The organism is Brevundimonas sp. AJA228-03 (genome assembly GCF_017795885.1).
Lineage (GTDB): Bacteria > Pseudomonadota > Alphaproteobacteria > Caulobacterales > Caulobacteraceae > Brevundimonas.
Map to the genome: position 1 here is coordinate 1,309,313 of NZ_CP059297.1, position 25,027 is coordinate 1,334,339.

At 68.1% G+C, this 25,027-nt stretch carries 26 protein-coding genes; 19 read left to right on the top strand and 7 right to left on the bottom strand.

Going from position 1 to position 25,027, the window contains the following annotated elements:
* Nucleotides 1-38: 38 nt before the first annotated feature.
* The 4 genes from HZ989_RS06445 (at nucleotide 39) to ssb (ending at nucleotide 4,647) form a co-directional block, all read left to right on the top strand.
* Nucleotides 39-2,858 carry a transcriptional regulator gene (locus HZ989_RS06445; protein ID WP_209322787.1) on the top strand — a complete coding sequence of 940 codons (2,820 nt, stop codon included), beginning with the start codon at nucleotides 39-41 and terminating at the stop codon, nucleotides 2,856-2,858.
* An 87-nt stretch (nucleotides 2,859-2,945) separates the two neighbouring features.
* The gene (locus tag HZ989_RS06450) at nucleotides 2,946-3,647 is read left to right on the top strand and encodes a hypothetical protein (RefSeq protein ID WP_209322788.1); all 702 of its coding nucleotides are present in this window, start codon (nucleotides 2,946-2,948) and stop codon (nucleotides 3,645-3,647) included.
* A gap of 8 nt (nucleotides 3,648-3,655) precedes the next feature.
* Nucleotides 3,656-4,078, top strand: a complete 423-nt coding sequence (locus HZ989_RS06455; protein WP_245162483.1) for a hypothetical protein — start codon at nucleotides 3,656-3,658, stop codon at nucleotides 4,076-4,078.
* 77 nt (nucleotides 4,079-4,155) lie between these two features.
* The gene (gene ssb, locus HZ989_RS06460) at nucleotides 4,156-4,647 is read left to right on the top strand and encodes a single-stranded DNA-binding protein (RefSeq protein ID WP_209322790.1); all 492 of its coding nucleotides are present in this window, start codon (nucleotides 4,156-4,158) and stop codon (nucleotides 4,645-4,647) included.
* Here the strand turns inward: ssb and HZ989_RS06465 are convergent.
* A complete protein-coding gene (locus tag HZ989_RS06465) occupies nucleotides 4,644-6,632 on the bottom strand; it encodes a tetratricopeptide repeat protein (RefSeq protein ID WP_209322791.1) in 1,989 nt (662 codons plus the stop codon). The genes ssb and HZ989_RS06465 overlap by 4 nt on opposite strands.
* A 2-nt stretch (nucleotides 6,633-6,634) precedes the next feature.
* Nucleotides 6,635-8,584 carry a tetratricopeptide repeat protein gene (locus HZ989_RS06470; protein ID WP_209322792.1) on the bottom strand — a complete coding sequence of 650 codons (1,950 nt, stop codon included), beginning with the start codon at nucleotides 8,582-8,584 and terminating at the stop codon, nucleotides 6,635-6,637.
* A gap of 154 nt (nucleotides 8,585-8,738) precedes the next feature.
* Between HZ989_RS06470 and HZ989_RS06475 the strand changes: the two genes are divergently transcribed.
* On the top strand, nucleotides 8,739-9,647 hold the full coding sequence (locus HZ989_RS06475; protein ID WP_209322793.1) for a DMT family transporter: 909 nt from the start codon (nucleotides 8,739-8,741) through the stop codon (nucleotides 9,645-9,647).
* Between the two features lie 9 nt (nucleotides 9,648-9,656).
* Here the strand turns inward: HZ989_RS06475 and HZ989_RS06480 are convergent, their stop codons facing one another.
* Nucleotides 9,657-10,226 (bottom strand): superoxide dismutase family protein, encoded by a 570-nt coding sequence (locus HZ989_RS06480; RefSeq protein WP_209322794.1) that lies wholly within the window; start codon nucleotides 10,224-10,226, stop codon nucleotides 9,657-9,659.
* A 132-nt stretch (nucleotides 10,227-10,358) separates the two neighbouring features.
* Between HZ989_RS06480 and gyrA the strand changes: the two genes are divergently transcribed.
* Both gyrA and HZ989_RS06490 read left to right on the top strand, forming a co-directional pair.
* Entirely contained in the window at nucleotides 10,359-13,139 is a 2,781-nt protein-coding gene (gene gyrA, locus HZ989_RS06485; protein WP_371812985.1) for a DNA gyrase subunit A, read from the top strand.
* 171 nt (nucleotides 13,140-13,310) lie between these two features.
* Nucleotides 13,311-14,105, top strand: a complete 795-nt coding sequence (locus HZ989_RS06490; RefSeq protein ID WP_209322795.1) for an aminotransferase class IV — start codon at nucleotides 13,311-13,313, stop codon at nucleotides 14,103-14,105.
* 25 nt (nucleotides 14,106-14,130) lie between these two features.
* On the opposite strand, the gene HZ989_RS06495 is transcribed toward HZ989_RS06490, so the two are convergent.
* The 4 genes from HZ989_RS06495 to HZ989_RS06510 form a co-directional block, all read right to left on the bottom strand.
* The gene (locus HZ989_RS06495; RefSeq protein WP_209322796.1) at nucleotides 14,131-16,068 is read right to left on the bottom strand and encodes a M61 family metallopeptidase; all 1,938 of its coding nucleotides are present in this window, start codon (nucleotides 16,066-16,068) and stop codon (nucleotides 14,131-14,133) included.
* Nucleotides 16,069-16,166: 98 nt separating this feature from the next.
* Nucleotides 16,167-16,688, bottom strand: coding sequence for an FKBP-type peptidyl-prolyl cis-trans isomerase (locus HZ989_RS06500; RefSeq protein WP_209322797.1), 522 nt, complete (start codon nucleotides 16,686-16,688; stop codon nucleotides 16,167-16,169).
* A 33-nt stretch (nucleotides 16,689-16,721) separates the two neighbouring features.
* Nucleotides 16,722-17,954 carry an RNA polymerase sigma factor gene (locus HZ989_RS06505; protein ID WP_209322798.1) on the bottom strand — a complete coding sequence of 411 codons (1,233 nt, stop codon included), beginning with the start codon at nucleotides 17,952-17,954 and terminating at the stop codon, nucleotides 16,722-16,724.
* Nucleotides 17,955-17,963: 9 nt separating this feature from the next.
* Complete coding sequence (locus tag HZ989_RS06510) at nucleotides 17,964-18,329, bottom strand: YciI family protein (protein WP_209322799.1); 366 nt, start codon at nucleotides 18,327-18,329, stop codon at nucleotides 17,964-17,966.
* Nucleotides 18,330-18,513: 184 nt separating this feature from the next.
* Here HZ989_RS06510 and HZ989_RS06515 point away from each other — a divergent pair, with 184 nt between their 5' ends.
* From HZ989_RS06515 to rpsQ, 12 genes are all read left to right on the top strand, one after another.
* Entirely contained in the window at nucleotides 18,514-19,458 is a 945-nt protein-coding gene (locus tag HZ989_RS06515; RefSeq protein WP_209322800.1) for a GIN domain-containing protein, read from the top strand.
* A gap of 362 nt (nucleotides 19,459-19,820) precedes the next feature.
* The gene (gene rpsJ, locus HZ989_RS06520) at nucleotides 19,821-20,126 is read left to right on the top strand and encodes a 30S ribosomal protein S10 (protein ID WP_003164367.1); all 306 of its coding nucleotides are present in this window, start codon (nucleotides 19,821-19,823) and stop codon (nucleotides 20,124-20,126) included.
* A gap of 22 nt (nucleotides 20,127-20,148) precedes the next feature.
* Nucleotides 20,149-20,901 (top strand): 50S ribosomal protein L3, encoded by a 753-nt coding sequence (rplC, locus tag HZ989_RS06525; RefSeq protein WP_209322801.1) that lies wholly within the window; start codon nucleotides 20,149-20,151, stop codon nucleotides 20,899-20,901.
* Complete coding sequence (gene rplD, locus HZ989_RS06530; protein WP_209322802.1) at nucleotides 20,901-21,569, top strand: 50S ribosomal protein L4; 669 nt, start codon at nucleotides 20,901-20,903, stop codon at nucleotides 21,567-21,569. Before rplC ends, rplD begins: the two co-directional genes overlap by 1 nt.
* The gene (locus HZ989_RS06535; RefSeq protein ID WP_013268922.1) at nucleotides 21,569-21,871 is read left to right on the top strand and encodes a 50S ribosomal protein L23; all 303 of its coding nucleotides are present in this window, start codon (nucleotides 21,569-21,571) and stop codon (nucleotides 21,869-21,871) included. Before rplD ends, HZ989_RS06535 begins: the two co-directional genes overlap by 1 nt.
* Nucleotides 21,872-21,875: 4 nt before the next feature.
* Nucleotides 21,876-22,709 carry a 50S ribosomal protein L2 gene (gene rplB, locus HZ989_RS06540; RefSeq protein WP_209322803.1) on the top strand — a complete coding sequence of 278 codons (834 nt, stop codon included), beginning with the start codon at nucleotides 21,876-21,878 and terminating at the stop codon, nucleotides 22,707-22,709.
* Nucleotides 22,710-22,711: 2 nt separating this feature from the next.
* The gene (rpsS, locus tag HZ989_RS06545) at nucleotides 22,712-22,990 is read left to right on the top strand and encodes a 30S ribosomal protein S19 (RefSeq protein WP_013268924.1); all 279 of its coding nucleotides are present in this window, start codon (nucleotides 22,712-22,714) and stop codon (nucleotides 22,988-22,990) included.
* A gap of 1 nt (nucleotide 22,991) precedes the next feature.
* The gene (gene rplV, locus HZ989_RS06550; protein WP_209322804.1) at nucleotides 22,992-23,372 is read left to right on the top strand and encodes a 50S ribosomal protein L22; all 381 of its coding nucleotides are present in this window, start codon (nucleotides 22,992-22,994) and stop codon (nucleotides 23,370-23,372) included.
* Entirely contained in the window at nucleotides 23,372-24,121 is a 750-nt protein-coding gene (rpsC, locus tag HZ989_RS06555; RefSeq protein ID WP_209322805.1) for a 30S ribosomal protein S3, read from the top strand. The genes rplV and rpsC overlap by 1 nt, the downstream gene beginning before the upstream one ends.
* Before the next feature lie 3 nt (nucleotides 24,122-24,124).
* Nucleotides 24,125-24,565: a 50S ribosomal protein L16 gene (gene rplP / locus HZ989_RS06560; protein ID WP_013268927.1), complete on the top strand. Its 441-nt coding sequence runs from the start codon at nucleotides 24,125-24,127 to the stop codon at nucleotides 24,563-24,565.
* A complete protein-coding gene (gene rpmC, locus HZ989_RS06565; protein WP_209322806.1) occupies nucleotides 24,565-24,762 on the top strand; it encodes a 50S ribosomal protein L29 in 198 nt (65 codons plus the stop codon). The genes rplP and rpmC overlap by 1 nt, the downstream gene beginning before the upstream one ends.
* A gap of 9 nt (nucleotides 24,763-24,771) precedes the next feature.
* Entirely contained in the window at nucleotides 24,772-25,023 is a 252-nt protein-coding gene (rpsQ, locus tag HZ989_RS06570) for a 30S ribosomal protein S17 (protein WP_013268929.1), read from the top strand.
* The last annotated feature ends 4 nt before the right edge of the window (nucleotides 25,024-25,027 follow it).

Below are 25,027 nucleotides of genomic sequence, written 5' to 3' on the forward strand. Positions count from 1 at the left end.
TTGAGCCCGTTGTGCGAAAGTGACGCCAGGAGTTTAACGTGGCGGTCAACAACGGTTATCTGGCTGGACTGTATGGGGGAAGCTACGACCCCGCGCAGTCGGCCGCCCTGACGAAATCGGCCGCCAGGAAGCCCCAGCCCACGGCACCGTGGAGCACGGCCGCGCAGGCGACGGCACCCAAGGCCGATGCCCTGGTCCGTCAGGCGCTGGGCGGTCGCGCGTTCGTCGATGAAGACGCCGCCCGACTGGATGTGAAGGGCGCGTCCGCCGACTACAAGAAGCTGTTCGCCCTCTATCAGGGCCTCGATACCCTCAACGCCCTGGCCAACCGGGCCACGACCAAGGGGCTGTCACCGACCGAACTCGCACAGGTCCAGAAGCGTTTCGCGGCCGGGCTGCAAGAGATCGGTGCCTATCTGCCCAAGGCGGATTTCGAGGCGTTGCGTCTGGTGCAGGGCACCTCCACCAGCCTGTCCAAGACGACGGCCGCGGTGCCGAAGGACAGCGCCAACTCCATCACCGGCCCGATCCACGAAGGCTCGGTGGACACGCCCGTGGCCGCCTTTGCCGGAGACACGCGGTTCAGCATCACGATCAAGGTGCCCGCCGGTCTGTCGACCGCGACGACCAGCATCGCCATCGACCTGTCCGAACTGGGTTCCGCGCCGCGCACGCTGGATGCCGTGACCGGGCTCATCAACGGAAAGCTGCAGGCCGCCGGGTTCCAGACCCGCATCGGCCGCGACCAGATCAAGGCGGAACCCAAGACCGTCACCGTCAACGGCAAGCCCGTGACCCTGCCGGCCGGGCCGGACAAATGGGCCCTGGCGATCCGGGGGACCTCGACCGAGACCGTCGGCTTCTCCGCGCCCGACACCTCCGATGCCGTCTATGTCGTGCAGTCGGCAGGCGCGGCCGCCCAGACCACCACGACAACGGTCAATGGCGTCAAGACCACCAAGACGACCGTGCCCGCCAGCACGGTCAATCAGCTGCTCAAGTTCCAGAGCGACGGCGGGACCGCCACGGCCCCCACGGGCGGCAACATCGGCGAGACCCGCTGGGTCGCCGGTCGGCTGTCGCAGGAAAAGCTGCCGGACGACGTCAAGACCGTCCGCGCCAGCGCTGTGGGACCGGACGGATCCCTATGGCTGGTGGCCGACGTCGAATCCGGCCCCGCCAACCAGCCGATCAAGGGCAGCCAGGACGTGGCGCTGCTGAAATACGACACCGCCGGGCGGCTGATCGCGACGCGGACCCTGGGCGCGGCGTCGAGCGCCAGCGGGTTCGCCCTGGCGGTCGACGCCGACGGAACTGTCGCCGTGGCCGGTTCGGTCACAGGCTCGCTCAACACCTCGACCACCGATGCGGGCAAGACAGGAGAGGCGGCGACCGTCGCCGACAGCTTCGTCACCGTGTTCGACAAGGACGGACAGGAACAGTGGACCCAGCGTCGGGGCGCGCGCGCCGCCGACGAGGCCACCAGCGTCACCTTCGGAGCCAATGGCCTGGTCTATATCGGCGGCCGGGCCAAGTCGGCGCTAACCGGCTCGACCGCAATCGGGGGATGGGACGGTTATGTCCAGGCCTTCAAGGCCGGTGAGCCCTATCCCACGGCCGGCATCGTCCCCAAGGTCATCGGACAGGCCCAGTTCGGGACAAGTTCCGACGACGGAGTCGACGCCGTGACCGTCGACGGATCCAGTCTCTATACCGCCGGGGTCGAGAACGGCCGGGCCGTCGTGCGGCGCTTCTCCCTGGACGCATCGGGTGTGCCCAGTCTGGCCTCGACGCGAGACCTGGGCGTGATCGCGGGCGAGATCGCCGGGCTGTCGGTCTCGAACGGCAAGGTCATCCTGACCGGCACCAGCCGCGACAGCGGCCTTTCCGCCGGCACCACGACCCGGGCAAACTCCGGTGGCAAGGATGTCTTCGTCGCGGCCCTGTCCACCAACCTCGTCGCCGCCGGCACCGATCGGCTGACCTGGTATGGCCAGGCCGGCGAGGATTCGGCCGCCGATGTGAAGGTCGTGGATGGCAAGGTCTGGATCACCGGGATCGCCAACCGCGCGGCGGACGCCAAGGACACGGACCCGACCAACGCCTATCTGACCCGGCTCGATCCCCTGACCGGTGCGGTGGAATACACGCGGACATGGTCCGGCGACGCCGATCAGGCCAAGCCGATGACCCTGGCCGTGGCCAGGAACGGGGCGAGCGTGCTGGACCGGCTCGGGCTGCCGCAGGGCGAGATCGATCAGTCGGATTCCAAGCTGCTGACGGCCGCGACCTCCGCGCGCGTCGGGGACCGGTTCTACATCAGCCCGGCGGACGGCGGCCGTGCCGCGGCCGTCACCATCGACGCCAAGGACACCCTGGCGACCCTGGCCCGCAAGATCAGCGTGGCCTCCGCCGGCAAGCTGAAGGTCACCATCGCCTCCGAGGGGGGCACCGCCACCGGCAAGGACGGTACGACGACCACCACGACCGGCGGTCTGCAACGGCTGTCCATCACGGCCAAGGACGGCAAGACCGGTGCAGTGCTGACCTCGGGGGAGACGGGGCGCGACGCCCTGCTGGGTCTGGGGCTTTCGCCCGGCTACATCGGGCTGGCGGTGGGGGACACCAAGACCCGGACCTATGGCCTCGGCCTGCCCTCCAACCTGACCCTGTCGAACGCCGATACCATCAAGGCGGCCGGGGAAAAGCTGCAGGGCGCGATGAAGGCGGTTCGCGACGCCTATCGCGGCCTGGCCACGCAGGCCACGAACGCGTCGGCCAGTGGCCCGGTCCCCACCTATCTGACCAACCAGATTTCAAACTATCAGGCCGCGCTTTCGCGTCTCACAGGTTCCTGAGGACAGGCGGCCTTCCCGGTTGACGCATGGGGGGCGCGCGGGGTTATTGAGCCCTGACGCTTTCGCCGCCCCCGAGTGCCCCGGACCATGCAGCTTCCCAACGACAATCGGGTGATCCTGGCCATCGGTGCCGGCGTGGCGATCCTGGCCGCGATCGTGCTGGCCCTGATCTTCGGCGGCAGGAAGGATCAGACCCAGGCTCCGCCGGTGGACAGGCCCGCCGGCCTCCAGGTCGATCTGGCCGATGCCCCGTCGCTGGAGCCGACGCGCGAGCTGCGCTGTTTCGTCGACGGTCAGTTCGTCGGCATGGCGACCCTGGCCGACTGTGCCCGGCGCAATGGACTGGCCACCGACGGCCTGGATGTCGGCCTGGACGCCAGCGGAAATCTGGCGGCGGCCCCGACGGCGTCGTTCGCGCCGCCGCCGGACCTGCCGACGTCCGAGGTCGCGGACCTGAACGACGGGCTCGACACGCCCGAGGCGACCCTGCCCGAGAAACCCGGCGGCCAGGCCGAGCGCGAGCCCCAGGTCCAGCGCGCGTCGGGCGCGCCCTGCCTGCGCTACACGGGTTCGGAATGGCGCCAGATCTCGACCGACATGAGTCTGGGCCAGTGCGTCCAGGCGCTTTACGCCGGCACCTGCGTTTCGCCCGGAGACGCCCAGTATGGCCAGCACGGCAGTCTGACGCTGCGTCTGGTGCCGCGTCGGGTCGAACAGTCCAACGACAACACCCGATTCCGCATCCTGGCCGACCAGGACCGGAACTGCCAGTTCCCGGACCTGAAATGATGCGCGCGATGGTTCGCGTCCTGCTTCTTTCCGCCTTCGCTGCGACCGGCTGTGCCGAGAAGCTGAAGGCGCCGTATGACAAGGGCGTCTGCTATGCCCTGGGCACGCCCGAGGGCCAGGATCCCCAGTTCAACGTCGTGGCCCGCGATCAGCCGGCGATCGAATACTGCGCCGCGCGCCTTGAGGAGATGCGGGCCCGGTTCCTGGGCATGGGCGGCAACAAGCGTGAGGTGATCGGGTCCTATCAGGGCCGTTTCATCTTCGTCGATGGACGCGGCGTGTCCTATGGCAAGTCGCTGGACGGAATCCGTTTCTTCGCCCTGGCCCGCACGGGCGACGGTCGCCTGGCAGTGCCCCAGGCGATCGAGCGCGAGACCAACGGTCTCAGCATCATCGAGGAAGCAGCGCCGCCCACGCCCCCGGCGGGCTAGAACGAAACCGGAACACGTGTTAACGATCGCGACGGGCAGACCCGCGTGGTCGAGATTTCAGAAAGAGAACCAAGCTCATGGCGGGAAGCGTCAACAAGGTCATCCTGGTCGGCAATCTGGGGCGCGACCCTGAAATCCGGTCGATGCCGAACGGCGACCGGATCGCCAATATGTCGATCGCCACGTCGGAGACCTGGCGCGACAAGTCCTCGGGCGAGAAGAAGGAAAAGACCGAATGGCACCGGGTCTCGATCTTCAACGACAACATCGTCAAGGTCGTTGAAAACTATGTGAAAAAGGGCACCACCGTCTATATCGAGGGCCAGCTGCAGACCCGGAAATGGACCGACAAGGACGGTGTCGAGAAATACACGACCGAGGTCATCGTCGGCCGGTTCAACGGCCAGCTGACCCTGCTGGGCGGCCGCGACGGGGGCGGGGCCTCGCAGGGTGGCGGCGGGGGTCGCGGCGGCGACGACGACTATTCGTCCGGCTTCTCGACCGGCGGGGCGAACAAGCCCAGCGGCCCGCGCGAAAGCTACGACCTGAACGACGACATTCCGTTCTAGGGTCTGACCGACACCCTGTTCGCCCCCAGTCGCCGCACCACCTCGGCCCGGTCGGCGGCGGACAGGTCCATGCGGGCGGCTTCGGTGTATCTCTCACGGGCCTGATCGCGGCGACCTTGCGCCTCCAGTGCCCGGCCCCAGGCTAGGTGCAGGGCACCCCAGCGGGGGGCGCGGTCGGCGGCGGCGCGGTATTTGCGGATCGCGCCGCCTTCGTCGCCCTGCGCCATCAGGGCGTCGCCCCAGTGCTTTTGAGGGTCCGCCCAGCGAGGACCGCGCTCGACGGCCTGTTCGTAGAAGTCGATGGCCCCGGCGATGTCGCCGCGCGCCATCAGCATCTGGCCGCGTTCGGCGAAGGCGAAGGGCAGGGACGGCCCCTGCCGCCGCGCCTCGGCCGACCAGCGGTCCGCCGCCGCCCGATCCCCCGCCAGCTCCGCGATCCGCGCCCGCGTCGTGAGGCAGCGATAGCAGCTGGTCGGCGTCCGCCCGATCAGGGCAGCGGCTTCGTCCAGCCGACCCATCCGCGCCATGACCTCAGCTATCCGGGGCCAGATCACCATCGGTATCTGCGCGATGTATTCGGGCTGGCTCACGACGGCCTCCCAGGCCTGCAGCTCCGCCAGGGCCTGCGGCCACAGCTCGCGCGCTATCAGAAGGTCGGCGCTTGGGATCGACAGACCGTAGTACCCCCCGGTGATCCGGTAACTCTGGATCGCCGACGCGACCCCGACGTCCGTCAGGACCCTTCGGGCCTGGGCGAGGTCATGCGCGGCGACCAGAAGTCTGGCTTGAAACAATGGGGCGGCCCGAACACTTCCCGCGTAGTCCGGTTTGCCTGCCAGCGTGCCAGCCAGATCCGCCGCACCCACCGCGTCTCCCTGATAATCGGCGATCAAGGCCCGGTTGACGATCTCGATAATCTCGGCGGGGCCGGGCTGCAGGTCTCGGCGGCCGGGCCCGCTCAGGATGCGGACGGCTCGGGTCCGGGCTGCCAGCGCGCGTTCCAGATCGCCAGCGGCGTGATACCAGGTCGCCAGGTTGTTATCGGCCGGTGCAAACTCGGGATAGATTTCGAGCGCGCGTCTGCCAAGGCCGATGGCTTGATCGAAATCACCCTGCCTGGCTGCGTCGATACCCAAGGCCATAATGGCATAGGCGCGATCCAGCGCCCCCCCTCCAGTGGCCAGCTTCCTCATGACAGCCAGTCCCTCGTCTCGCCGTCCCCCGTTCTGGAGGTACCAGCCGTACCGATAGGGCTGGGTCATCTCATAGATGGCCTCGGCGGCGCCCTGCACCAGGGCGTCCAGATCACCGGTCGGGCTGACGATGGTGCGACCGCCGCCGGACGGGGTTCGCACCGTCATGGACAGGCCTTCACCCGCCCGCGTCACCTCGCCGGAAATGACCGTCTCGCGACCCAGGGCACCCCGCAGCCAGCGATCCAGTTCGCCGATGGAGACGCCCGTGGAGGGGATTTCCACGCTGACGTCCCCCTGCCAGTTGCTGGCATAGGTATTGGCGGCGCGGGCCGAATCCGTCTCCGCCTGAAGCCGGTTGAGCCGGTCCAGCAGTTGCGAGGAGACGGCCCGGCTATCCAGCCCCCGCTGGGCCAGATCGGGCGGTGTCGTCAGCGGCTGGATGACCAGGCCGCTGGCCTGTCGGGCGTTCCAGACGAACCCCAACACGCCCGCTGCGAGCAGAAGAACGACGACGGCAATGGCGATGTCCCGCACCGCCTTGATCCGGTTCCGGAACCGCTCGTTGCGGGCGAGGCCGATCTGTTCGCGGGACAGGTTGGCCTCTTCACGGGCGACATCGATCTGCTCGCGCATCAGGGCGGCATTGATGCGAAGCACCTCCAACGCAGCATCGCCGGGCGTCTGGCCGCTGGCGGCGATCTCCATGGCGATCTCGACGGGATCGGGCGTGGAGGGGGCGGCCGGTCGCGGGCGACGAGGCCGTCCGGTCGGCTTGTTTGTGTCGGTCATGATCAGGTCCTCGCCCCCAGCCGCCGCACCACCTCGGCCCGGTCGGCGGCGGAGAGGTCCATGCGGGCGGCCTGCTCATACTTCTCACGGGCCTGATCGCGGCGACCTTGCGCCTCCAGTGCCCGGCCCCAGGCCAGGTGCAGGGCACCCCAGCGCGGGGCCCGGTCGGCAGCGGCGCGGTATTTGCGGATCGCCCCGCCTTCGTCGCCCCGAGCCATCAGGGCGTCGCCCCAGTACTTTTGAGGGTCCGCCCAGCGAGGGCCGCGTTCGATGGCCTGTTCATAGAAATCGATGGCCCCGTCCAGGTCGCCGCGCGCCATCAGCATCTGGCCGCGTTCGGCAAAGGCGAAGGGCAGGGACGGCCCCTGCCGCCGCGCCTCGGCCGACCAACGATCCGCCGACGCCCGATCCCCCGCCAGCTCCGCGATCCGCGCCCGCTCGCGCACACACAGGTAACAGTCCAGAGGCGTGGCGGCGATCAGGGCCTGGGCCCCGGCCAGATCACCGGTCCGGGCCCGGGCGTAGGCGAGGCGGGGCCAGATGGAGGTCATACGGTCCGTCCTGTCGCGCAGGTCCAGGGTCGGGGCCACCTCTGTCTCGAAGGCCTCCAACGCCGCCAGGGCCTGCGGCCACTGATCCCGGCTCGCCGCCGCCGCGGCCCGGAGAGCGAGCAGGGGGTCGCCCATGCCCGGACGGCCCGGGGTCCTGAGGTTCTGCTCCTCGATCAGGCGCGACAGCGCCGAAGGCTGGTGGAGCGCGATCAGGGCCGCCATGCGCAGATCGCGAGGATTCGTGGTGCCCGGTTGGCCGCTGTTCAGGACGCGAGTCCAGAGATCCTGTGCCTGCCGCCAATCCCCTTGAAGTTCCGCCGCTCGGGCGGCGAAGACGAGGGGCAGGCGTTGCCGCCTGTTTTCGGCGGTCTTGGCCCGGTTGTGCGGTTTGGACCAGGAAGCCCCCACGCGCTGACTATGACCGAGTGCGGCCTCGGCATGTCCGACGGACAGGCAGGAGTCGGCCAGGTTGCCCCGAAAGACGGGGTGATCCGGGTCGATCTCGAGGACGGCCTCGAGAATGGGGATGGAGTCCCGCGTTGTCGTGTCCCTGGCTACGGCAAAACCATTGTAGGCCCAGAGGCGTTCGGTCTGCGACGGACTGTCCAGCAGGGCCGTTAGGATGGCCCGGCTGCGACTGTAAAGCGCCCGCTGCTCCGGGCCGTCAGACAGGTCCTGGCCCGTGGTCCGGAGATACTGTGAATAGCGATAGGGCTGGGTCTGTTCATAGACCTGTTCGGCCGCCTGTTTCATCAGGGCTTCGGGCCGATCAGCCGGGCCCCGCAACCTGACCGCCTTGCCGTCGCTGGTGCGGACCACCAGTTCCAGTCCGTCCCCGGTTCGGCTCAGGCCGCCGTTGATGAAGGTCTCCTGGCCCAGCCAGCGGGTCAGGGCGGTATAGGCGCCGGTCAGCGACAGGCCGCCCGCCTCGACCTCGACGGTGATGGCCCCGCTCCAGTCGTTGCGGAAACTGGCCGCCGGCCGGGGTGAGACGGTCGCCGCCTCCAGCCGGACCAGTTCGTCCTGGAACAGGGCGGCGACGGCGCGGCCGTCCAGACCGTCCTCGACCAGCTCCGGCGGGACGGAGAAGGGCTGGATCACCAGACCGGTCGTCCGGCTGGCACTCCAGACCACGGCCCCGACCGCCACCACGAGGGCGACGACCATGGCGGCGATGGCGATGTCGCGGATGGAGCGGATGCGGTTGCGGAAGATCTCGTTACGGGCCAGCACGCCCTGATGCGTCAGAAGCGCGGCATTGGCGTGAAGCACCGCCATGGCCGCCTCCGCCGGAGTCTTGCCCGTGGCGGCGATCTCCATGGCGATCTCGACCGGATCGGGTGTGGTGGGGGCCGCCGGTCGCGGACGCGCCTTGCGCCCCTTGGGTTTGTCGATCGTCATCCGGCCCCCCGTGCGCTTACGGTGCAGCTTGCCAAAACCGGACGCGAGGTCAAACCCCGTTTGGCGTATCAGGCCGGGGTCGAACCTTGAAACCGAAACGCCCTGTCACCTGGTGTGACGCGCCCTGGTGCCCCCATTGTGCGATAGGCCTTGCGTGCCCGTGATTCCCGACAAGCCCCACAGCCCGCTGACCCTGATGGAGATCGGCGCGATCGTCGCCATCGTGGTGATCTGGGGGGCGAACAATGCGGCGGCCAAGGTGGCGACCGACGTCCTGCCGCCGCTTCTGACGGGTGCGCTGCGGTTCGCGATCGCGTCGGTCTGCCTGATCCCGTTCGTGCGACCGCCGTTTCCGAACTGGAAAAGCCTGCTGCTGATCGTGGTGATCGGAGGGCCGCTTCATTACGGCCTGCTGTATCTGGGATTTTCACTGGCCGAGGATGTCAGCCCGGTGTCGGTGGCCTCGCAGCTGTGGATCCCCTTCACCGCCGTGTTCGCCTTCCTGTTGCTCGGCGAGCGTCTGTCGAGGGCGGCCCTGGCGGGGCTGGTGGTGGCGTTCGCCGGCGTGGTCTGGATGACGGCCGATCCGCACGCCCTGCATGACTGGCCGGCCATTCTGATCGTCGCGGCCGCCAGCGCCTGCTGGGCCGTGACCACGGTGATCGCGCGGCGCACGACCTCTATCCCGCCGTTGAAGATGCAGGGGCTGCTGGCCCTGTTCGCCCTGCCGACCCTGGCCTTCGGCTCCGCCTTCACCGAACACGGTCAGGTCGAGGCCGTCCGGGCGGCGACGCCGCTGATCTGGATCTGCCTGCTGTGGGCCGGGGTCGTGTCGTCGGTGTTCGCCACCTCGATGGTCTTCTGGCTGGTGCAGAAGCGCGAGGCGGGGCGGGTGACGCCCTATTTCCTCGCCACCCCGGTGGTGTCCATCGCCATCGGCTGGGGGTTCCTGGGCGACGTCCTGACGCCGCAGATCCTCGCCGGTTCCGCCCTGACCATGGGCGGGGTCGCGGTCGTGGCCCTGGCGGAGCGGGGCCTGCGCGCCGGTGCCGCCAAGGCCTGATGGGTCGTCCTAGCCCGCCGCCATGACCCCGCAGACCACGCGGTCGCCCGCGCCGCCGATCGGCTGGGAGGTGTGGTCGTCGGCGTTGGCGTGGATCACGATGGCCGAGCCGTCCGCGTCCCACAGCCATTCGCCCGGGCCTTCGTCGGCGATGCGGGCGCGGGTGGTGAACAGTTCGGCCGAGACCGAGCCATCGGCGGCGGCGAAGATGTTGGGCAGGTCGCCGTCGTCGGGACCCCCGGCGTTCAGCAGGCCGTGCGGTTTTGCCGGCATGCCGTGGTTCACATGGGCACCGGCTGCGGTGAAGGTCGGCGTGCACTGGCCCACCGAATGAATGTGCACCCCATGCCAGCCCGGCGTCAGGCCGGTCGCCTCGATACGGATCAGAAGGCCCGTCGCGCCTTGCGTCAGGACGGCGCGACCGACCCGGGCGCCCGCGGCGTTGACCAGCGTCGCCTCGCCGAAATCGCCCGGCGAGGCGCGTGCCATCACGTGGTCGCCATAGTCATTGGCCGTGACGCTGACACAGGCGCCCAGGGGCAGAGCCAGCAGGGTCAGGGAGAGCAGAGCCTTGCGCATCGTTTTCGTCCTTTCACGGATGGGGTCGAAACCCGGAAAAAGCCTGCGAAACTTTGCTTCGCCGACCCCCGGATGCTAGAAATCACCTTAGCGGATCACGTTCCGATTCCGGCCATTTAAAGCCAGATTTCCTTGACTGACGACAGCTTCGACAATGACGCGCCCCTGCCTGTTCCATCGGGAGGGCCCTTCGATCCGGGCGGCGACATCTCCGTGATCTCCATCGAGGACGAGCTGAAACGCTCCTACCTCGACTATGCCATGAGCGTGATCGTCAGCCGGGCGCTGCCGGACGCGCGCGACGGCCTGAAACCGGTTCACCGTCGCATCCTGTATTCGATGCACGACCTGAACATGACGCCGGAGCGGTCGTATTCGAAATGCGCCCGCGTGGTCGGCGACGTGCTGGGCCGGTTCCACCCGCATGGCGACGCCTCGGTCTATATGGCCCTGGTCCGCATGGCCCAGCCCTTCTCGATGGGGCTGATGCTGATCGACGGCCAGGGCAATTTCGGCTCGGTCGACGGCGATATGCCGGCCTCGATGCGTTACACCGAGGCCCGGATGGCCCCGGCCGCCAGCGCCCTGTTGACCGACATCGACAAGGACACGGTCGATTTCCAGCCGAACTACGACGAAAAGGAGCTGGAACCCGTCGTCCTGCCGGCGCGGATTCCGAACCTGCTGGTCAATGGCGCAGGCGGCATCGCCGTCGGTATGGCGACCAACATTCCGCCGCATAACCTGGGCGAGATCGTTGACGCGCTCGTCGCCCTGCTGGACGACCCGAACATTTCCGACGACGCCCTTCTCGACATTGTCCCGGGGCCAGACTTTCCGACCGGCGGCGAGATCCTGGGCCGCACCGCACCCCGCAATGCCCTGCGCGAAGGCCGGGGCTCGGTCGTCGTGCGCGGCGTCGCGTCGGTCGAGACGATCCGCAAGGACCGCGAGGCCATCGTGGTCACCGAACTGCCGTTCCAGGTCAACAAACAGACCCTGATCGAACGCATCGCCGAAATGGTCCGCGAAAAGCGTCTGGAAGGCATCTCCGACGTCCGCGACGAATCCGACCGCGCGGGCATGCGGATCGTCATCGAGCTGAAGCGCGATGCGTCCGGCGACGTGATCCTGAACCAGCTGTGGCGCTATACCGCCATGCAGTCGTCGTTCGGCGTCAACATGCTGGCCCTGAACCATGGCCGTCCCGAGCAGATGGGCCTGCGCAAGCTGCTCGAGGTCTTCCTGGAGTTCCGGGAGGAAGTCGTCGTCCGCCGGGTCAAGTTCGAACTGGCCAAGGCCCGCGACCGCGGCCATGTCCTGGTCGGTCTGGCCGTCGCCGTCGCCAACATCGACGAGGTCATCCACATCATCCGCTCGTCGGCCGATCCGGCCGAGGCGCGCGAGCGGCTGCAGGCCAGGGCCTGGCCCGTCGGTGACATGATCGCCCTGGTCGAGCTGATCGCCGATCCGCGTTCGGTCCTGATCGACGGCGACAGCCTGAAGCTGACCGACGAACAGGCCCGCGCCATCCTGGGCCTGACGCTCAGCCGCCTGACCGGCCTCGGCCGCGACGACATCTTCGGCGAGGCGAGGGGTCTGGCCGACACCATCCAGGGCCACCTGACCATCCTGTCGGACCGCAAGAACATCCTGGCGATCATCCGCGAGGACCTGCTGGACGTCCGCAACCAGTTCGCCGTGCCGCGCCGCACCGTCATCGGCGAGGGCGACTTCGAGCTGGAAGACGAGGATCTGATCCCGCGCGAGGACATGGTCGTGACCGTGACCCATGGCGGCTACGTCAAGCGGGTGGCGCTCAACGCCTATCGGACCCAGCACCGTGGCGGCAAGGGCAAGTCCGGCATGACGATGAAGGACGAGGACGCCGTCGTCGGCGTCTTCTCCGCCTCGACCCACACGCCGGTGCTGTTCTTCGCGACCAACGGCAAGGCCTACAAGCTGAAGGTCTGGCGTCTGCCGCTGGGCGCGCCGACCTCGCGCGGCAAGGCCTTCGTCAACCTGCTGCCGATCGAGCCGGGCGACAGCATCATGAACGTCCTGCCCCTGCCCGAGGACGAGACGACCTGGGGCGATTACGACATCATGTTCGCCACCCGCTCGGGCGATGTGCGCCGCAACAAGCTCAGCGACTTCGCCACCGTCAACCGGGCTGGCAAGATCGCGATGAAGCTGGAAGACGGCGATCACATGGTGGGCGTGGCCCTGTGCACGGCCGAGGACGACGTCCTGCTGACGACCGCCCTGGGCCGCGCCATCCGCTTCAAGGCCGACGACGTGCGGGTGTTCAAGGGCCGGGATTCGACCGGCGTCCGGGGCGTGCGTCTGCAAGGCGACGACGCCGTTATCTCGATGGCCGTGCTCGGCCGGGTCGATGCCACGCCCGATGAGCGGGCGGCCTATGTGAAGCACGCCAACGCCATGCGTCGGGCGACCGACGGCGAGGACGACACCGCCGTCGCCGAGGCGGATGACGAGGCGGAAGGCTCGGGCGACGCCGCCCTGTCGGTCGAGCGGATCGCCGAACTTGGTGCGGCCGAGCAGTTCATCCTGACGGTCACCGAGACGGGCTTCGGCAAGCGATCCTCCGCCTATGAATACCGGCGCACCGGTCGGGGCGGGCAGGGGCTGACGGCCCATGGACTGGGCGGTCGCGCGGGCACACGTCTGGCTGCCGCCTTCCCGGTCGAGGAAACCGACGACCTGCTGCTGGTCACCTCCAACGGCCAGATGATCCGCACGCGCGTGGGCCAGGTCCGGATCGTGGGTCGCTCGTCGCAGGGCGTGACCATCTTCCGCACCGCCGAGGGCGAGCGGGTGGTGTCGGTCGAACGGCTGGCCGAGACGGGCGGCGGGGATGAGTCCGATGTCGAGGGTGACGGCGAAGGCTAGTCCCTCTCCCGGCGGGAGAGGGCTTGAGGCTCGCAGAGCGCAGCGATGCGTCTCAGCCGAAAGGGTGAGGGGTTTCCGCTCAGCTTTTGGCAACGTCCCCTCACCCTTTCGCGCCAGAACGACGGCTTCGCCGCCGTGCGCTCAAGCCCTCTCCCGCCGGGAGAGGGAGGCATGACCACACTCCTGATCGACGGCCTGCCGGCCACCGAGGCGGACCTCCACTACCTCGCCCTGGTCAACTACGGGGCCTACACCTCATTTCGGATCGAGGAGGGGGGTGTGCGGGGCCTGGCCCTGCATCTGGGGCGGCTGGAGGCCTCTTCGGTCGAACTGTTCGGCGCGGCGGTGGGCGAGGCCCGGTTGCGCGAGGTGCTGCGGGCGGCGCTGGCCGGACGGGACGCGGCCTGGGTGCGTCTCAGCCTGTTCTCGCCGGACATCTGGCCCCGGATGCCGTCAGGAACCGGCGTGCCCAGGGTCATGACGTCGGTTTCGCCGCCACCGCCGCCCCTGGCCGACAGTCTGCGCCTGCAGGTCCGGACCTATGGGCGCGAGGAACCGCACATCAAGCATACGGCCAGCATGGGCCTGATCCGGGCCCGCCGATCCGCCCGCACGGACGGTTTCGACGACGCCCTGTTCGCGGATCCGGACGGCGTGGTTTCGGAAGGCAGCAGCTGGAACATCGGCTTCGTCGCGGGTGACACCGTGGTCTGGCCCCAGGCCCCGATGCTGGCGGGCGTGGCCCAGGCCCTGATCGCGCAGGAGCTTTCCCGGGCCGGTCTGGACCAGCGCACCGCGCCGGTGAATGTCGCGGACCTCGCAGGCTTCGATGCCGCCTTCATCTGCAACAGCGCGACCCCGGCCTGCCCGGTGACCGCCATCGGCGACCAGACGTTCGACGCGAACCCGGACCTGATCGACCGCATCCGCGCCGCCTGGGCGGCGAACCCGATCGAGCCGATCTGACGGCTCGACCGGCCAGTCGCCCGATCTAGCGGCGACGCGGCGTGAACAGGTCGCCCAGACGGTCGGGCGTGCCCTCGATCCGCTCCAGGTGCGGGTATTTCAGACCGTCATGATAGTCGAAAGTCACGGTGCGGAAATGGGTGCCGTCCTTGACGATCAGCTCGATCTTCCGGTCCGTGCCTTTGGCGGCGGTCACGGCATCGGCCAGACGCGAGGCCGAGGCCTCCTCGCCGTTGATGGCGATGATCTGCATCCCGCTGGCCAGTCCCTGCTGGAAGGCCAGGCCGTTCCACATCACGCCCCCGATCTGGTTGGTCGCGCTGGTCTGGAAGCCAAGCGAATAGGTGAAGTCGTTGCGGTGGTATTCTGCGTACAGCGTCTTCTGATAGTCGCTGGGCGTATCGGTATAGACCAGCCGGTACCCGCCGCGCTCCAGACCATCCAGCGGCGCGCCGGGGCCGTGGCCGTCCAGGCGGGTCCGCAGGAAGGTCGCCCAGTCGTATTCGACCACGCCGTTCAGCGCCGCGACCACGTCGTCGAAGGTGTAGGGGTTCTCGTCGAAGGCCCCGTCGTTCATGCCGTAGAAGGCGCGCGCGAAATCATCCAGCGATTTGCGGCCATTGGTGCGCTCGCGGATCAGGGTGTCGGCGTCCAGCCAGATCAGCTGACCCTCGACATAGTAGTCCTCGCTGCGCTGCCAGGCGCGCCAGCCGATCGGGCGGCGCTGCTGGATGATCGGGTCATTGGTCGTGTCCTGCATCGCGCGCCATTCGCGCCCGACGGTGTTGTCATAGGTCGCCGCGTCGAGGGCCAGGGCGTCCAGCGCCTGCTCACGGGAATGCAGGCCTGACCGGGCGGCCAGCACCTTGCCCCAGAACTGGTTCTGTCCCTCGTAGACCCACAGCAGCGAGTCCTGCATCGGCGTGTTGTAGTTCGGGACCATCTGACCCATCGGGCGACGATATTTGCCGTCCCAGGAGTGATCGTATTCGTGCGGCAGCAGATCGCGGTCGCCGAGCCGGGATTCCCAGTCGGTGAAGAAGCCGGGATCGACGCTGTTCTCCGATGACCGGTGATGCTCCAGCCCGATCCCGCCCAGACGGTCGGTGATGGCCACCAGGAAATCGTAGTGATCATAGTGGCGCGCGCCGTGCAGCCGGTCGGCCTGCTGGACCAGATTGCGCAGGATCGTGATCTGCTCGTCCGTCGCGGCCAGGTTTTCCTCGGCATCGGCCACAAGGTTCAGCCGCACGGGCGAGCGGCCGCCCGGATCCAGATCGATCTGGCGGAAATGTTCTCCGGCGAACAGGGGGCTGTCGACCAGCACGTCCAGCGGCACGGGCTTGAAGGTGGTGACGGCCCCGTCGGTGGTCCCGGTCTCCAGGGCGGTGCCGAACTTCCAGCCATCGGGCAGGGTCAGGGTGGCCTGGGCCGTGATGTTCCGGTGGAAGCGCCCGGCCGGATACAGCAGCATCTTTTCCCACTGCACGTTCAGCATCTCGGCCGTCATGGTGACCCGACCCTGGCTTTGGGTCGTGGGCGACAGGTGCTGGAAGGTGGCGACGACCTCGGTCGCGCCGGCCGGGACCTCGATGTGGAAGGCGAAGGGGTTGAGCGTATCGCGCACCCATTCGACCCTCTGGCCGTTAGCGGTGAAGATCAGGCCGCCCAGCTGGGTGATCGGCCCGGTCGGACCGTGTTCGCCCGGCAACCATTCGGGGAAGAACAGGGTCAGCGGTCCCGCGCCCTCGACCGGGATGGTCTCACGCACCTGATAGATGCGGCGGTTCAGGTCGGTCGCATCGACCTCCAGCCGCACGACGCCGGGCCAGGCCTGATCGACGACGGCGGGGATGGCTTGCGGGGTCTGCGGATGGCCGGCGTAGGCATCGACCTGGGCCAGGGCGGGGGTCGAGGCGAGCACGAGGGTCGCAAGGCAAACCGGGAGAGCGAGACGCTTCATGAAGGGTTTCCGGGAAGGGCGTCGGGAAGGCCCCTTCGCTTGGCGGCGCGAGATCACGCCTGTCCGGTCACCGCGTCAAGCCTTGCCGCCGGGACGGATCACGATGCCGGTGTGACGTCCAGCAGTTCGACCTTGAACAGCAGGGTCGAGTTCGGCGGCAGTTCGTCCCCGCCGACCCAGCGGTCGCCGTAGCCCAGCGATGCGGGGATGGCGAAATAGAAGGTCTCGCCGACGTGCATCAGGGCCACGCCCTCGGTCCAGCCGCGGATGACGCGGTTCAGCGGGAACTCGGCCGGTTCGCCGCGGTCGTAGGAGCTGTCGAACTTGCGCCCGTCGATAAAGGTGCCCTCGTAGTGAACCTTGACCGTGTCGGTGGCGGTGGGCTGGCGACCTTCGGGATGGGCGCGGCCCTCGCGGCGATACTGCAGGCCCGATGCGGTGGTCGTCCATCCTCGACGCTGGCCGTTCCAGGCGAGATAGGCGGCCTGACCGGCCTCGTACTCGGCCGGGGTCGAATGGGCGGACGGGTCGGGCGTCGGCACGGGCGCTGTGGCACAGGCGGCGAGCGCCAGGGTTGCCAGAGAAAGGGGGGCGAAGAGGGCGGGGGCGTTCAGCTTCATGCCGGAAGGCTTAGCAGCGTCTCCTCCCCGTCGCTAGGCGGCCGCATCCAGACGATCGCGCCGTGCCTTGAGAAACAGCGCCTCGGCCGGGGACGGCCCCAGCGCGAGGGCGGTGTCATAGGCCTGGCGCGCGTCCCTGTCCCGTCCCAGGCGGGCGAACATCCCGGCGCGGGCGGCGTGCAGCGGCAGCCAGCCTTGCACGTCGATGCCGAGCAGGGCGTCGAGTGCGGCGGCCGGGCCCTCGATCTCGGCCAGGGCCACGGCACGGTTGGTGCGGATCACCGGGTCGTCACGCTGGAGCAGCAGCAGGTTGTAGAGCCCCAGGATGGCGGCCCAGTCGGTGCGCCCGGTCCTGGCGCGGTCGGCGTGGGCACCGTGGATCGCCGCCTGAAGCGCGCGCGGGCCGGGCACGGTACGCCGGGCGTGGGACGCGGCGGCCGATCGGGCCATGAAGCGACCCGCCTCGGCGATCAGCGCCGCATCCCAGTCGGCCGTATTCTGCTCGGTCAGGGGAACCATGGCCCCGTCGGGGCTGAGGCGGGCGGGGCGGCGGGCCTCCGTATAGCGCACCGTGGCGGCCAGGGCCTGAGCCTCCGCATCGTCGGGGGCGAGACGGGCCAGCAGGCCGGTCAGGTTCAGCATTTCGGCGGCGAAATCGGCATGGGGACCGGCCCCGGCGGCGTCGGCGTGGGCCTGGGCATAGGCCACCTCCAGCGTCGACAGGACGGCGTCCATCCGCTCCGGCCAGCGGTCCGGGGAGGGGACATCATAGGGCACGCCCGCCTCGGCGATCTTCCTTTTGGCGCGAACCAGGCGCTGGGCCAGGGTCGGCTCCGGGGTCAGGAAGGCGGCGGCGACCTCGGCCGTGGACAGGCCGCAGACGGTCCGCAGGGTCAGGGCCGCCCGGGCATCCGGGCTGACGGCCGGGTGGCAGCAGACGAAGATCAGCCGCAGCCGCTCGTCGGGAATGGGCTCATCGAGCGCCATGACGTGATCCTCGGGGGTGGGTTCGGGTGCGGCGTCGTCGGGTCGCCAGGCGGCCGCCGTCGCGCGCCGTCGATAGCGGTCCAGCACCCGGCGACGGGCGACCGCATAGAGCCAGGCGGCTGGATCGGCGGGCGGTGCGTCGCCCCAGCGCTCAAGGGCACGGGCGCAGGCCTCGGCAAAGGCCTCCTCGGCCAGATCGAGATCGCGAAAGGCGGCGGCGAGGGCAGAGACCACCCGGCCGCCCGCATCCCGGAACGTCTGGTCGAGGAGACGGCTCACCGGGATCGATCAGCCCTGCGGCGGCGGGGCCAGCATGGGGCGGATCTCGATCGAGCCCGTCTTGGCGATCGGCAGCTTCTTCGCCCATTCGATGGCGGCGTCGAGGTCCGGCACATCGATCATATAGAGCCCGCCCAGCTGCTCGCGCGTCTCGGCGAACGGGCCATCGTGGACGGTGCGCCCGGACGGGGTGACCCGCACGGTGGTGGCGGTGTCGGGGCTCTTCAGGCCCGCCCCGCCGACGATGACGCCGGCGGCGCCCATCTCCTGGCCATAGGCGGTGTGGGCGGCGATGATGTCGAGCCAGGCCTGGCCGCTGTCGCCTTCGGGATAGGCCTCGGCGTGGGGTTCGTGGATCAGCAGGGCATATTGCATGGGGTCAGCCTCCGGTTTGGGTCGCCTGATCGGACGCTCCGATCCTGCACGACAACAGACAGACGCGCGAGGGTCGGCCGGATCGACAGGCCCGGCGGATTAATTCGAGGTCATGACGTCGAGTTAAAATGACTTCGCCCGGTCAGGGGGTCACTTTCGCCCCAGCCCCAGGGAGGAACCCACCATGACCAGGTCCATTACCGCCGCCTTCGCCATTATCGCCGCCGTCGCCGCGACCTTCGTCGCCGCCGTCCCCGCATCCGCCGCCGACGGGCCCGAGGTGCGCGTGCGTCGCGCCGCCGCCCGGATGGTGGTGATCGTCGAGGATCGCACCGATGTCGCCGTCGAGATCGAGCCCGGATCGGGCGGGCTGCCCCTGCCGACCGTGACCCGTTCCGGCAACGAGGTCCGCATCGACGGCGGTCTGGGTCGCAACCCGATCCGCAACTGCCGCACTGGCCCCGAAACCGCGCGTCAGCCGGGCGACGGGGCCTCGGTCGAGGTTCGCAACAAGGGTCGGGTCGATCTGTCGGCCGCGCCCCTGATCGTGGTGCGCACGCCCCGGACCGTGGATGTCAGCACTGAAGACTCGGCGATCTTCGGGGCCATCGGCCGGGGCGCGACCTCTGTCGCGCTGGGGGCCGGCGGTTGCGGCGACTGGACCATGGCCAACACCTCGGGCCACGCCGATCTGTCGGTCGGCGGATCGGGCAACATTCGCGCCGGGACGTCCGGTAGCCTGGAGGCCGCCATCGGCGGCTCGGGCCAGGTGACCGCCGGGGCGACGGGTGACCTGGACGCCTCGATCGGCGGATCGGGCACCATTATCGTCACCCGGGCAACGGGCGCGATCGAGGCCGCCATCGGCGGCTCCGGCGACGTGCGCGTCGGCGGCGGTCGTCCCCGTTCGGTCGAGGCCGCCATCGGCGGTTCGGGCGACATCGTGATCCAGGGCGACGCCGGCGCGCTGGAAGCCTCCATCGCCGGATCGGGCAACATCACGGTCACCGGGACGGTGGCCAGCCTGGACGCCAGCCTCGTCGGCGGCGGCGACGTCACGGTCGGCCGGGTCACCGGCCCGGTCTCCCAGTCCGTCATGGGCGGCGGACGGGTCCATATCGGCACCTGATCTCCCCCGGGTCAGAACGCCGTAGGGAGACGGCCCGGGAGCGTGGAACCCCCCGGGCCGTCTTTCCCACAGAAACCGGTTCGAAGCCCTTCGGCGCGCTTGACGAAACCGGACTCACTCGTCATAAGCGCCAACTCTTGTTGGACCGGCTGTGCAGCTCTCGGGTTGCAGACGCGGTTCGCAGGAACGACCCGGCCCGTTCTTTGTAGCGATCCAGGACTTCAACGGCCTTCGCGGGTGACTGCGTGGGCCGATCGTTTTTGCGGACGTGCGTACTCTGAAGGCACTCGTGCCTGAAGGCCTCCGGTCTTTGAAATGGTTCACAGGGACGCAGGTTCGCCTGCTTGGGAAATACGACCGATATGGATCAAAGCATCCGCATCAGGCTCAAGGCCTTCGATCACCGCGTCCTCGACTTTTCGACGCGCGAAATCGTCAACACAGCCAAGCGCACGGGCGCGACCGTTCGTGGTCCGATCCCGCTGCCGACCCTGATCGAAAAGTTCACCGTGAACCGCTCGCCGCACGTCGACAAGAAGTCGCGCGAGCAGTTTGAAATCCGCACGCACAAGCGTGTCCTCGACATCGTCGACCCCACCCCGCAGACCGTGGACGCGCTGATGAAGCTCGACCTGTCCGCCGGTGTGGACGTCGAGATCAAGATTTAAAGAAACAAAGGCGGGATCCGATATGCGCACGGGCGTGATCGCCAAGAAGCTGGGCATGACCCGCGTGTTCGCCGAAGACGGCGCACACGTTCCGGTCACTGTGCTCCAGCTCGACGACTGTCAGGTCGTCGGTCAACGCACTAAGGAGCGGGACGGCTACGTCGCCCTGCAGCTGGGTGCCGGGACCAAGAAGGCAAAGAACACCAACAAGGCTCAACGCACGACGTTTGCGAGTGCAGAGGTCGAGCCCAAGCACGTCGTCATGGAATTCCATGTTTCGGACGACGCGCTGATCGACGTCGGTGCGACCCTGTCGGCCGACCACTTCGTCGCCGGCCAGAAGGTCGACATCCAGGGCGAGACGATCGGCAAGGGCTTCCAGGGCGGCATGAAGCGCTGGAACTTCGGTGGTCTGCGCGCGACCCACGGCGTGTCCGTGTCGCACCGCTCGCTGGGCTCGACGGGTAACCGTCAGGACCCCGGCAAGACCTTCAAGGGCAAGAAGATGGCCGGACACCTGGGTGTCGAGACCATCACCACCCAGAACCTGACCATCGTCCGTGTGGACGCCGAGCGCGGCCTGATCCTGGTCAAGGGCGCTGTCCCGGGCCACGAAGGCAGCTGGGTCAAGGTCCGCGACGCGCACAAGAAGCCGCACGCCGACCTGCCGTTCCCCGGCTCGTTCAAGACCAGGGGCGGCGCTGCAGCCGCTCCGGCCGAAACGCCCGCTGAAGAGCCGGCCGCGGTCGAAACCGTCGAAGGCGGTGAAGCGTAATGAAACTCCCGGTCATCAAACTCGACGGCAAGGCCGCCGGTGACGTTGCGCTGTCGGATGTCGTCTTCGGCATCACCGACATCCGCGGCGATCTGCTGGCACGCTACGTCAACTGGCAACTGGCCAAGCGCCGCGCCGGCACCCACAAGGTCCAGACCCGGAACGAGAACTCTCGCACCGGCAAGAAGATGTACAAGCAAAAGGGCACCGGCGGCGCGCGTCACGGTTCGCGTCGTGCCCCGCAGTTCGTCGGCGGTTCGCGTGCCTTCGGCCCGATCGTTCGCGATCACGGCTTCGACCTTCCCAAGAAGGTCCGTGCCCTGGCCCTGCGTCACGCCCTGTCGTCCAAGGCCAAGACCGGTGACCTGGTCATCGTCGACGCCCTGACAGTCAAGGACGCCAAGACCTCCGCCCTGCGCGAGACCTTCGGCAAGCTGGGCTGGACCCGGACGCTGATCATCGCGGGTCCGGAAGTGGATGCGAACTTCGCCCTGGCGGCGCGCAACATCCCGCAGATCCACGTCCTGCCGAACGCCGGCCTGAACGTTTATGACATCCTGCGCGCTGACACGCTGGTGCTGACGAAGTCCGCCGTGGAGGCCATCGAGGCCACCTACGCCGACTACAAGCCCTCGCGTCGCGAGCAAGCCGAGAAGGAAGCCGCGTAATGGCCGCCGCTCCAACCGCCAAACACTACGACACCATCCTGTCGCCGATCATCACCGAGAAGGCGACGATCCTGTCGGAGCAGAACAAGGTCGTGTTCCGCGTCGCGGGCACCTCGACCAAGGACGAGATCGCCGCCGCGGTCGAAAGCCTGTTCAAGGTCAACGTCCTGAAGGTCAACACCCTGGTCCAGAAGGGCAAGACCAAACGCTTCCGCGGCATCATGGGCCGTCGGGTCGACATCAAAAAAGCGATCGTGACGCTGGCCGAAGGCCAGTCGATCGACGTAACCACGGGGCTCTGATCAGATGGCCTTGAAAACATACAATCCGACATCGCCGGGCCGTCGCGCCCTGGTGCTGATCGACCGCTCGGAGCTCTTCAAGGGCCGTCCCGAGAAATCGCTGACCGAAGGCCTGACCAAGTCGGGCGGACGCGGTCAGGGCGGGCGCATCGCCGTCCGCTTCCGCGGCGGTGGCGCCAAGCGCCTGTATCGCAAGATCGACTTCAAGCGCCGCAAGTTCCAGACGGCGACCGTCGAGCGGCTGGAGTACGACCCCAACCGCACCGCCTTCATCGCCCTCATCACCTATGAGGACGGCGAAAAGGCCTACATCGTCGCGCCGCAGCGCCTGAAGGCGGGCGACATGATCGTGGCCGGCGAAAAGACGGACGTGAAGCCGGGCAACGCCATGCCGCTGCGCTCGATCCCCGTCGGCACCATCATCCACTGCGTAGAGATGAAGCCGGGCAAGGGCGCCCAGCTGGCCCGTTCGGCCGGCGCCTATGCCCAGCTGGTGGGTCGCGATCAGGGTTACGCCCAGATCCGCCTCGGCTCGGGCGAGCTGCGCATGGTGCTGGACGGCTGCATGGCCACGGTGGGCGCCGTTTCGAACGCCGACCACATGAACCAGAACCTCGGCAAGGCCGGTCGCGTTCGTCACATGGGCTTCCGCCCGCACGTGCGCGGCGTCGCCATGAACCCGGTCGACCACCCGCACGGTGGTGGTGAAGGCAAGACCTCCGGCGGCCGGACCCCGGTCACGCCGTGGGGCAAGGACACCAAGGGCACGCGTACCCGCAAGAACAAGGCGACGGATCGCTTCATCATCCGTAGCCGCCACCTCAAGAAGGCTCGCTAAAGATGGCTCGCTCCTCCTGGAAAGGCCCGTTCGTCGACGGGTATCTGCTCAAGAAGGCCGACGCCGTCTCGACGTCGGGCCGCAAGGACGTGATCAAGACCTGGTCGCGCCGCTCCACCATCCTGCCGCAGTTCGTCGGTCTGACGTTCGGTGTCCACAACGGTCACAAGCACGTCCCCGTGCACGTGAACGAGGACATGGTCGGCATGAAGCTGGGCGAGTTCTCGCCCACCCGTTCGTTCCCCGGCCACGCCGCGGACAAGAAGGCGAAGCGGAAGTAACATGCCCAAGACCAACAACCCCCGCCGCGTCGGCGAAACCGAAGCGCGCGCCAAGCTGACGAACGTCCGCATCAGCCCGCAGAAGCTGAACCTGGTCGCCCAGTCCATCCGTGGCCTGCCGGTCCAGAAGGCCCTGAACGAGCTGGAGTTCAGCCGCAAGCGCATCTCCGACGACGTCCGCAAGGTGCTCTACAGCGCCGTGTCGAACGCCGAGAACAACCACAACCTGGACATCGACAGCCTGGTCGTTGCCGAGGCCTTCGTGGGCAAGAACCTGGTGATGAAGCGTTTCGCGAGCCGTGCTCGTGGCCGTTCGTCCCGCATCCTGAAACCGTTCAGCGAGATCACCATCGTGGTCCGTGAAGCCGGCGAGGCCGCCTGATGGGTCAGAAAATCAATCCGATCGGTTTCCGCCTCGGCGTGAACCGTACCTGGGACAGCCGCTGGTTCGCCGACGGCCCGTCCTACGCCCGGCTGCTGCACCAGGATCTGGCGCTGCGCACCTGGCTGAAGGAGCGTCTGAACGCCGCCGGCGTCAGCCGCATCATCATCGAGCGCCCGCACAAGAAGTGCCGCGTGACGATCTATGCCGCCCGTCCGGGTGTCGTGATCGGCAAGAAGGGCGCCGACATCGAGAAGCTGCGCAAGGACATCTCGGCCCGCACCGAAGGCGAGGTTCACCTGAACATCGTCGAGGTCCGCAAGCCCGAGACCGACGCCCAGCTGATCGCCGAGAACATCGCGCAGCAGCTGGAACGCCGGATCGCCTTCCGCCGCGCCATGAAGCGCGCCATGCAGTCGGCCATGCGCCTGGGTGCCAAGGGCGTCCGCATCAATGTGTCGGGTCGCCTGGGCGGTGCCGAAATCGCGCGGATGGAATGGTATCGCGAAGGCCGCGTGCCATTGCACACCCTGCGCGCCGACATCGACTACGGCTTCATCGAGGCCAAGACGACCTACGGCATCATCGGCGTGAAGGTCTGGGTGTTCAAAGGCGAAGTGCTCGAGCACGATCCGATGGCCCAGGACAAGCGCTGGGCCCAGGAAGCCGCCGGTCCGTCGTCCAACGAAGGCCGTGAACGCGGCCCGCGCCGCGATGACCGCGGCGGTCGCCGTGGCCGTGAGGGCTAAGAGATGCTGCAACCGAAGAAAACCAAGTACCGCAAGGCCTTCAAGGGCCGTATCCACGGCGCGGCCAAGGGCGGCTTCTCGCTGAACTTCGGCTCCTATGGCCTGAAGACGCTGGAGCCGGAACGCATCACCGCGCGTCAGATCGAGGCGGCTCGCCGCGCGATCACCCGCCAGATGAAGCGTCAGGGCCGTGTCTGGATCCGCGTGTTCCCGGACGTTCCGGTCTCGGGCAAGCCGGCCGAAGTCCGCATGGGCAAGGGCAAGGGCGCGGTGGATCACTGGGCGGCGCGCTGCCACCCGGGCCGGATCCTGTTTGAAATCGACGGCGTCGCCGACGACGTAGCCCGCGAGGCCCTGCGTCTGGGCGCCGCCAAGCTGCCGGTCCGCACCAAGGTGGTCACCCGCCTCGACGCCGGCGTCTCGCACGTGGAGCACGTTGCCTGATGACCAAGATCGCCGACCTTCGCTCCCAGACGACCGACCAGCTGGGCGACCAGCTGCTGTCGCTCAAGAAGGAGCAGTTCAACCTGCGCTTCCAGGCCGCCACCGGCCAGATGGAAAAGACTCACCGCGTCGGTGAAGTCCGCAAAGACATCGCTCGCATCTCCACGCTTCTGCGTGAGAAGCGTTCGGCTTCGTAAGGAAACCCCATGCCCAAACGTATTCTCGAAGGCGTGGTCGTGTCCGACAAGGGCGACAAGACCGTCGTCGTCGTCGTCCAACGCACGCTGCTGCACCCGGTCATGAAAAAGATCGTGCGCCTGTCCAAGAAGTACCACGCCCACGATGAGGCGAACGCCTTCAAGGAAGGCGACGTCGCCCGCATCCGTGAGTGCGCCCCGAAATCCAAGCTGAAGCGCTGGGAGGTCCTCTCGAAGGACACTCCGGCCTCGGCGTCGTAATCGA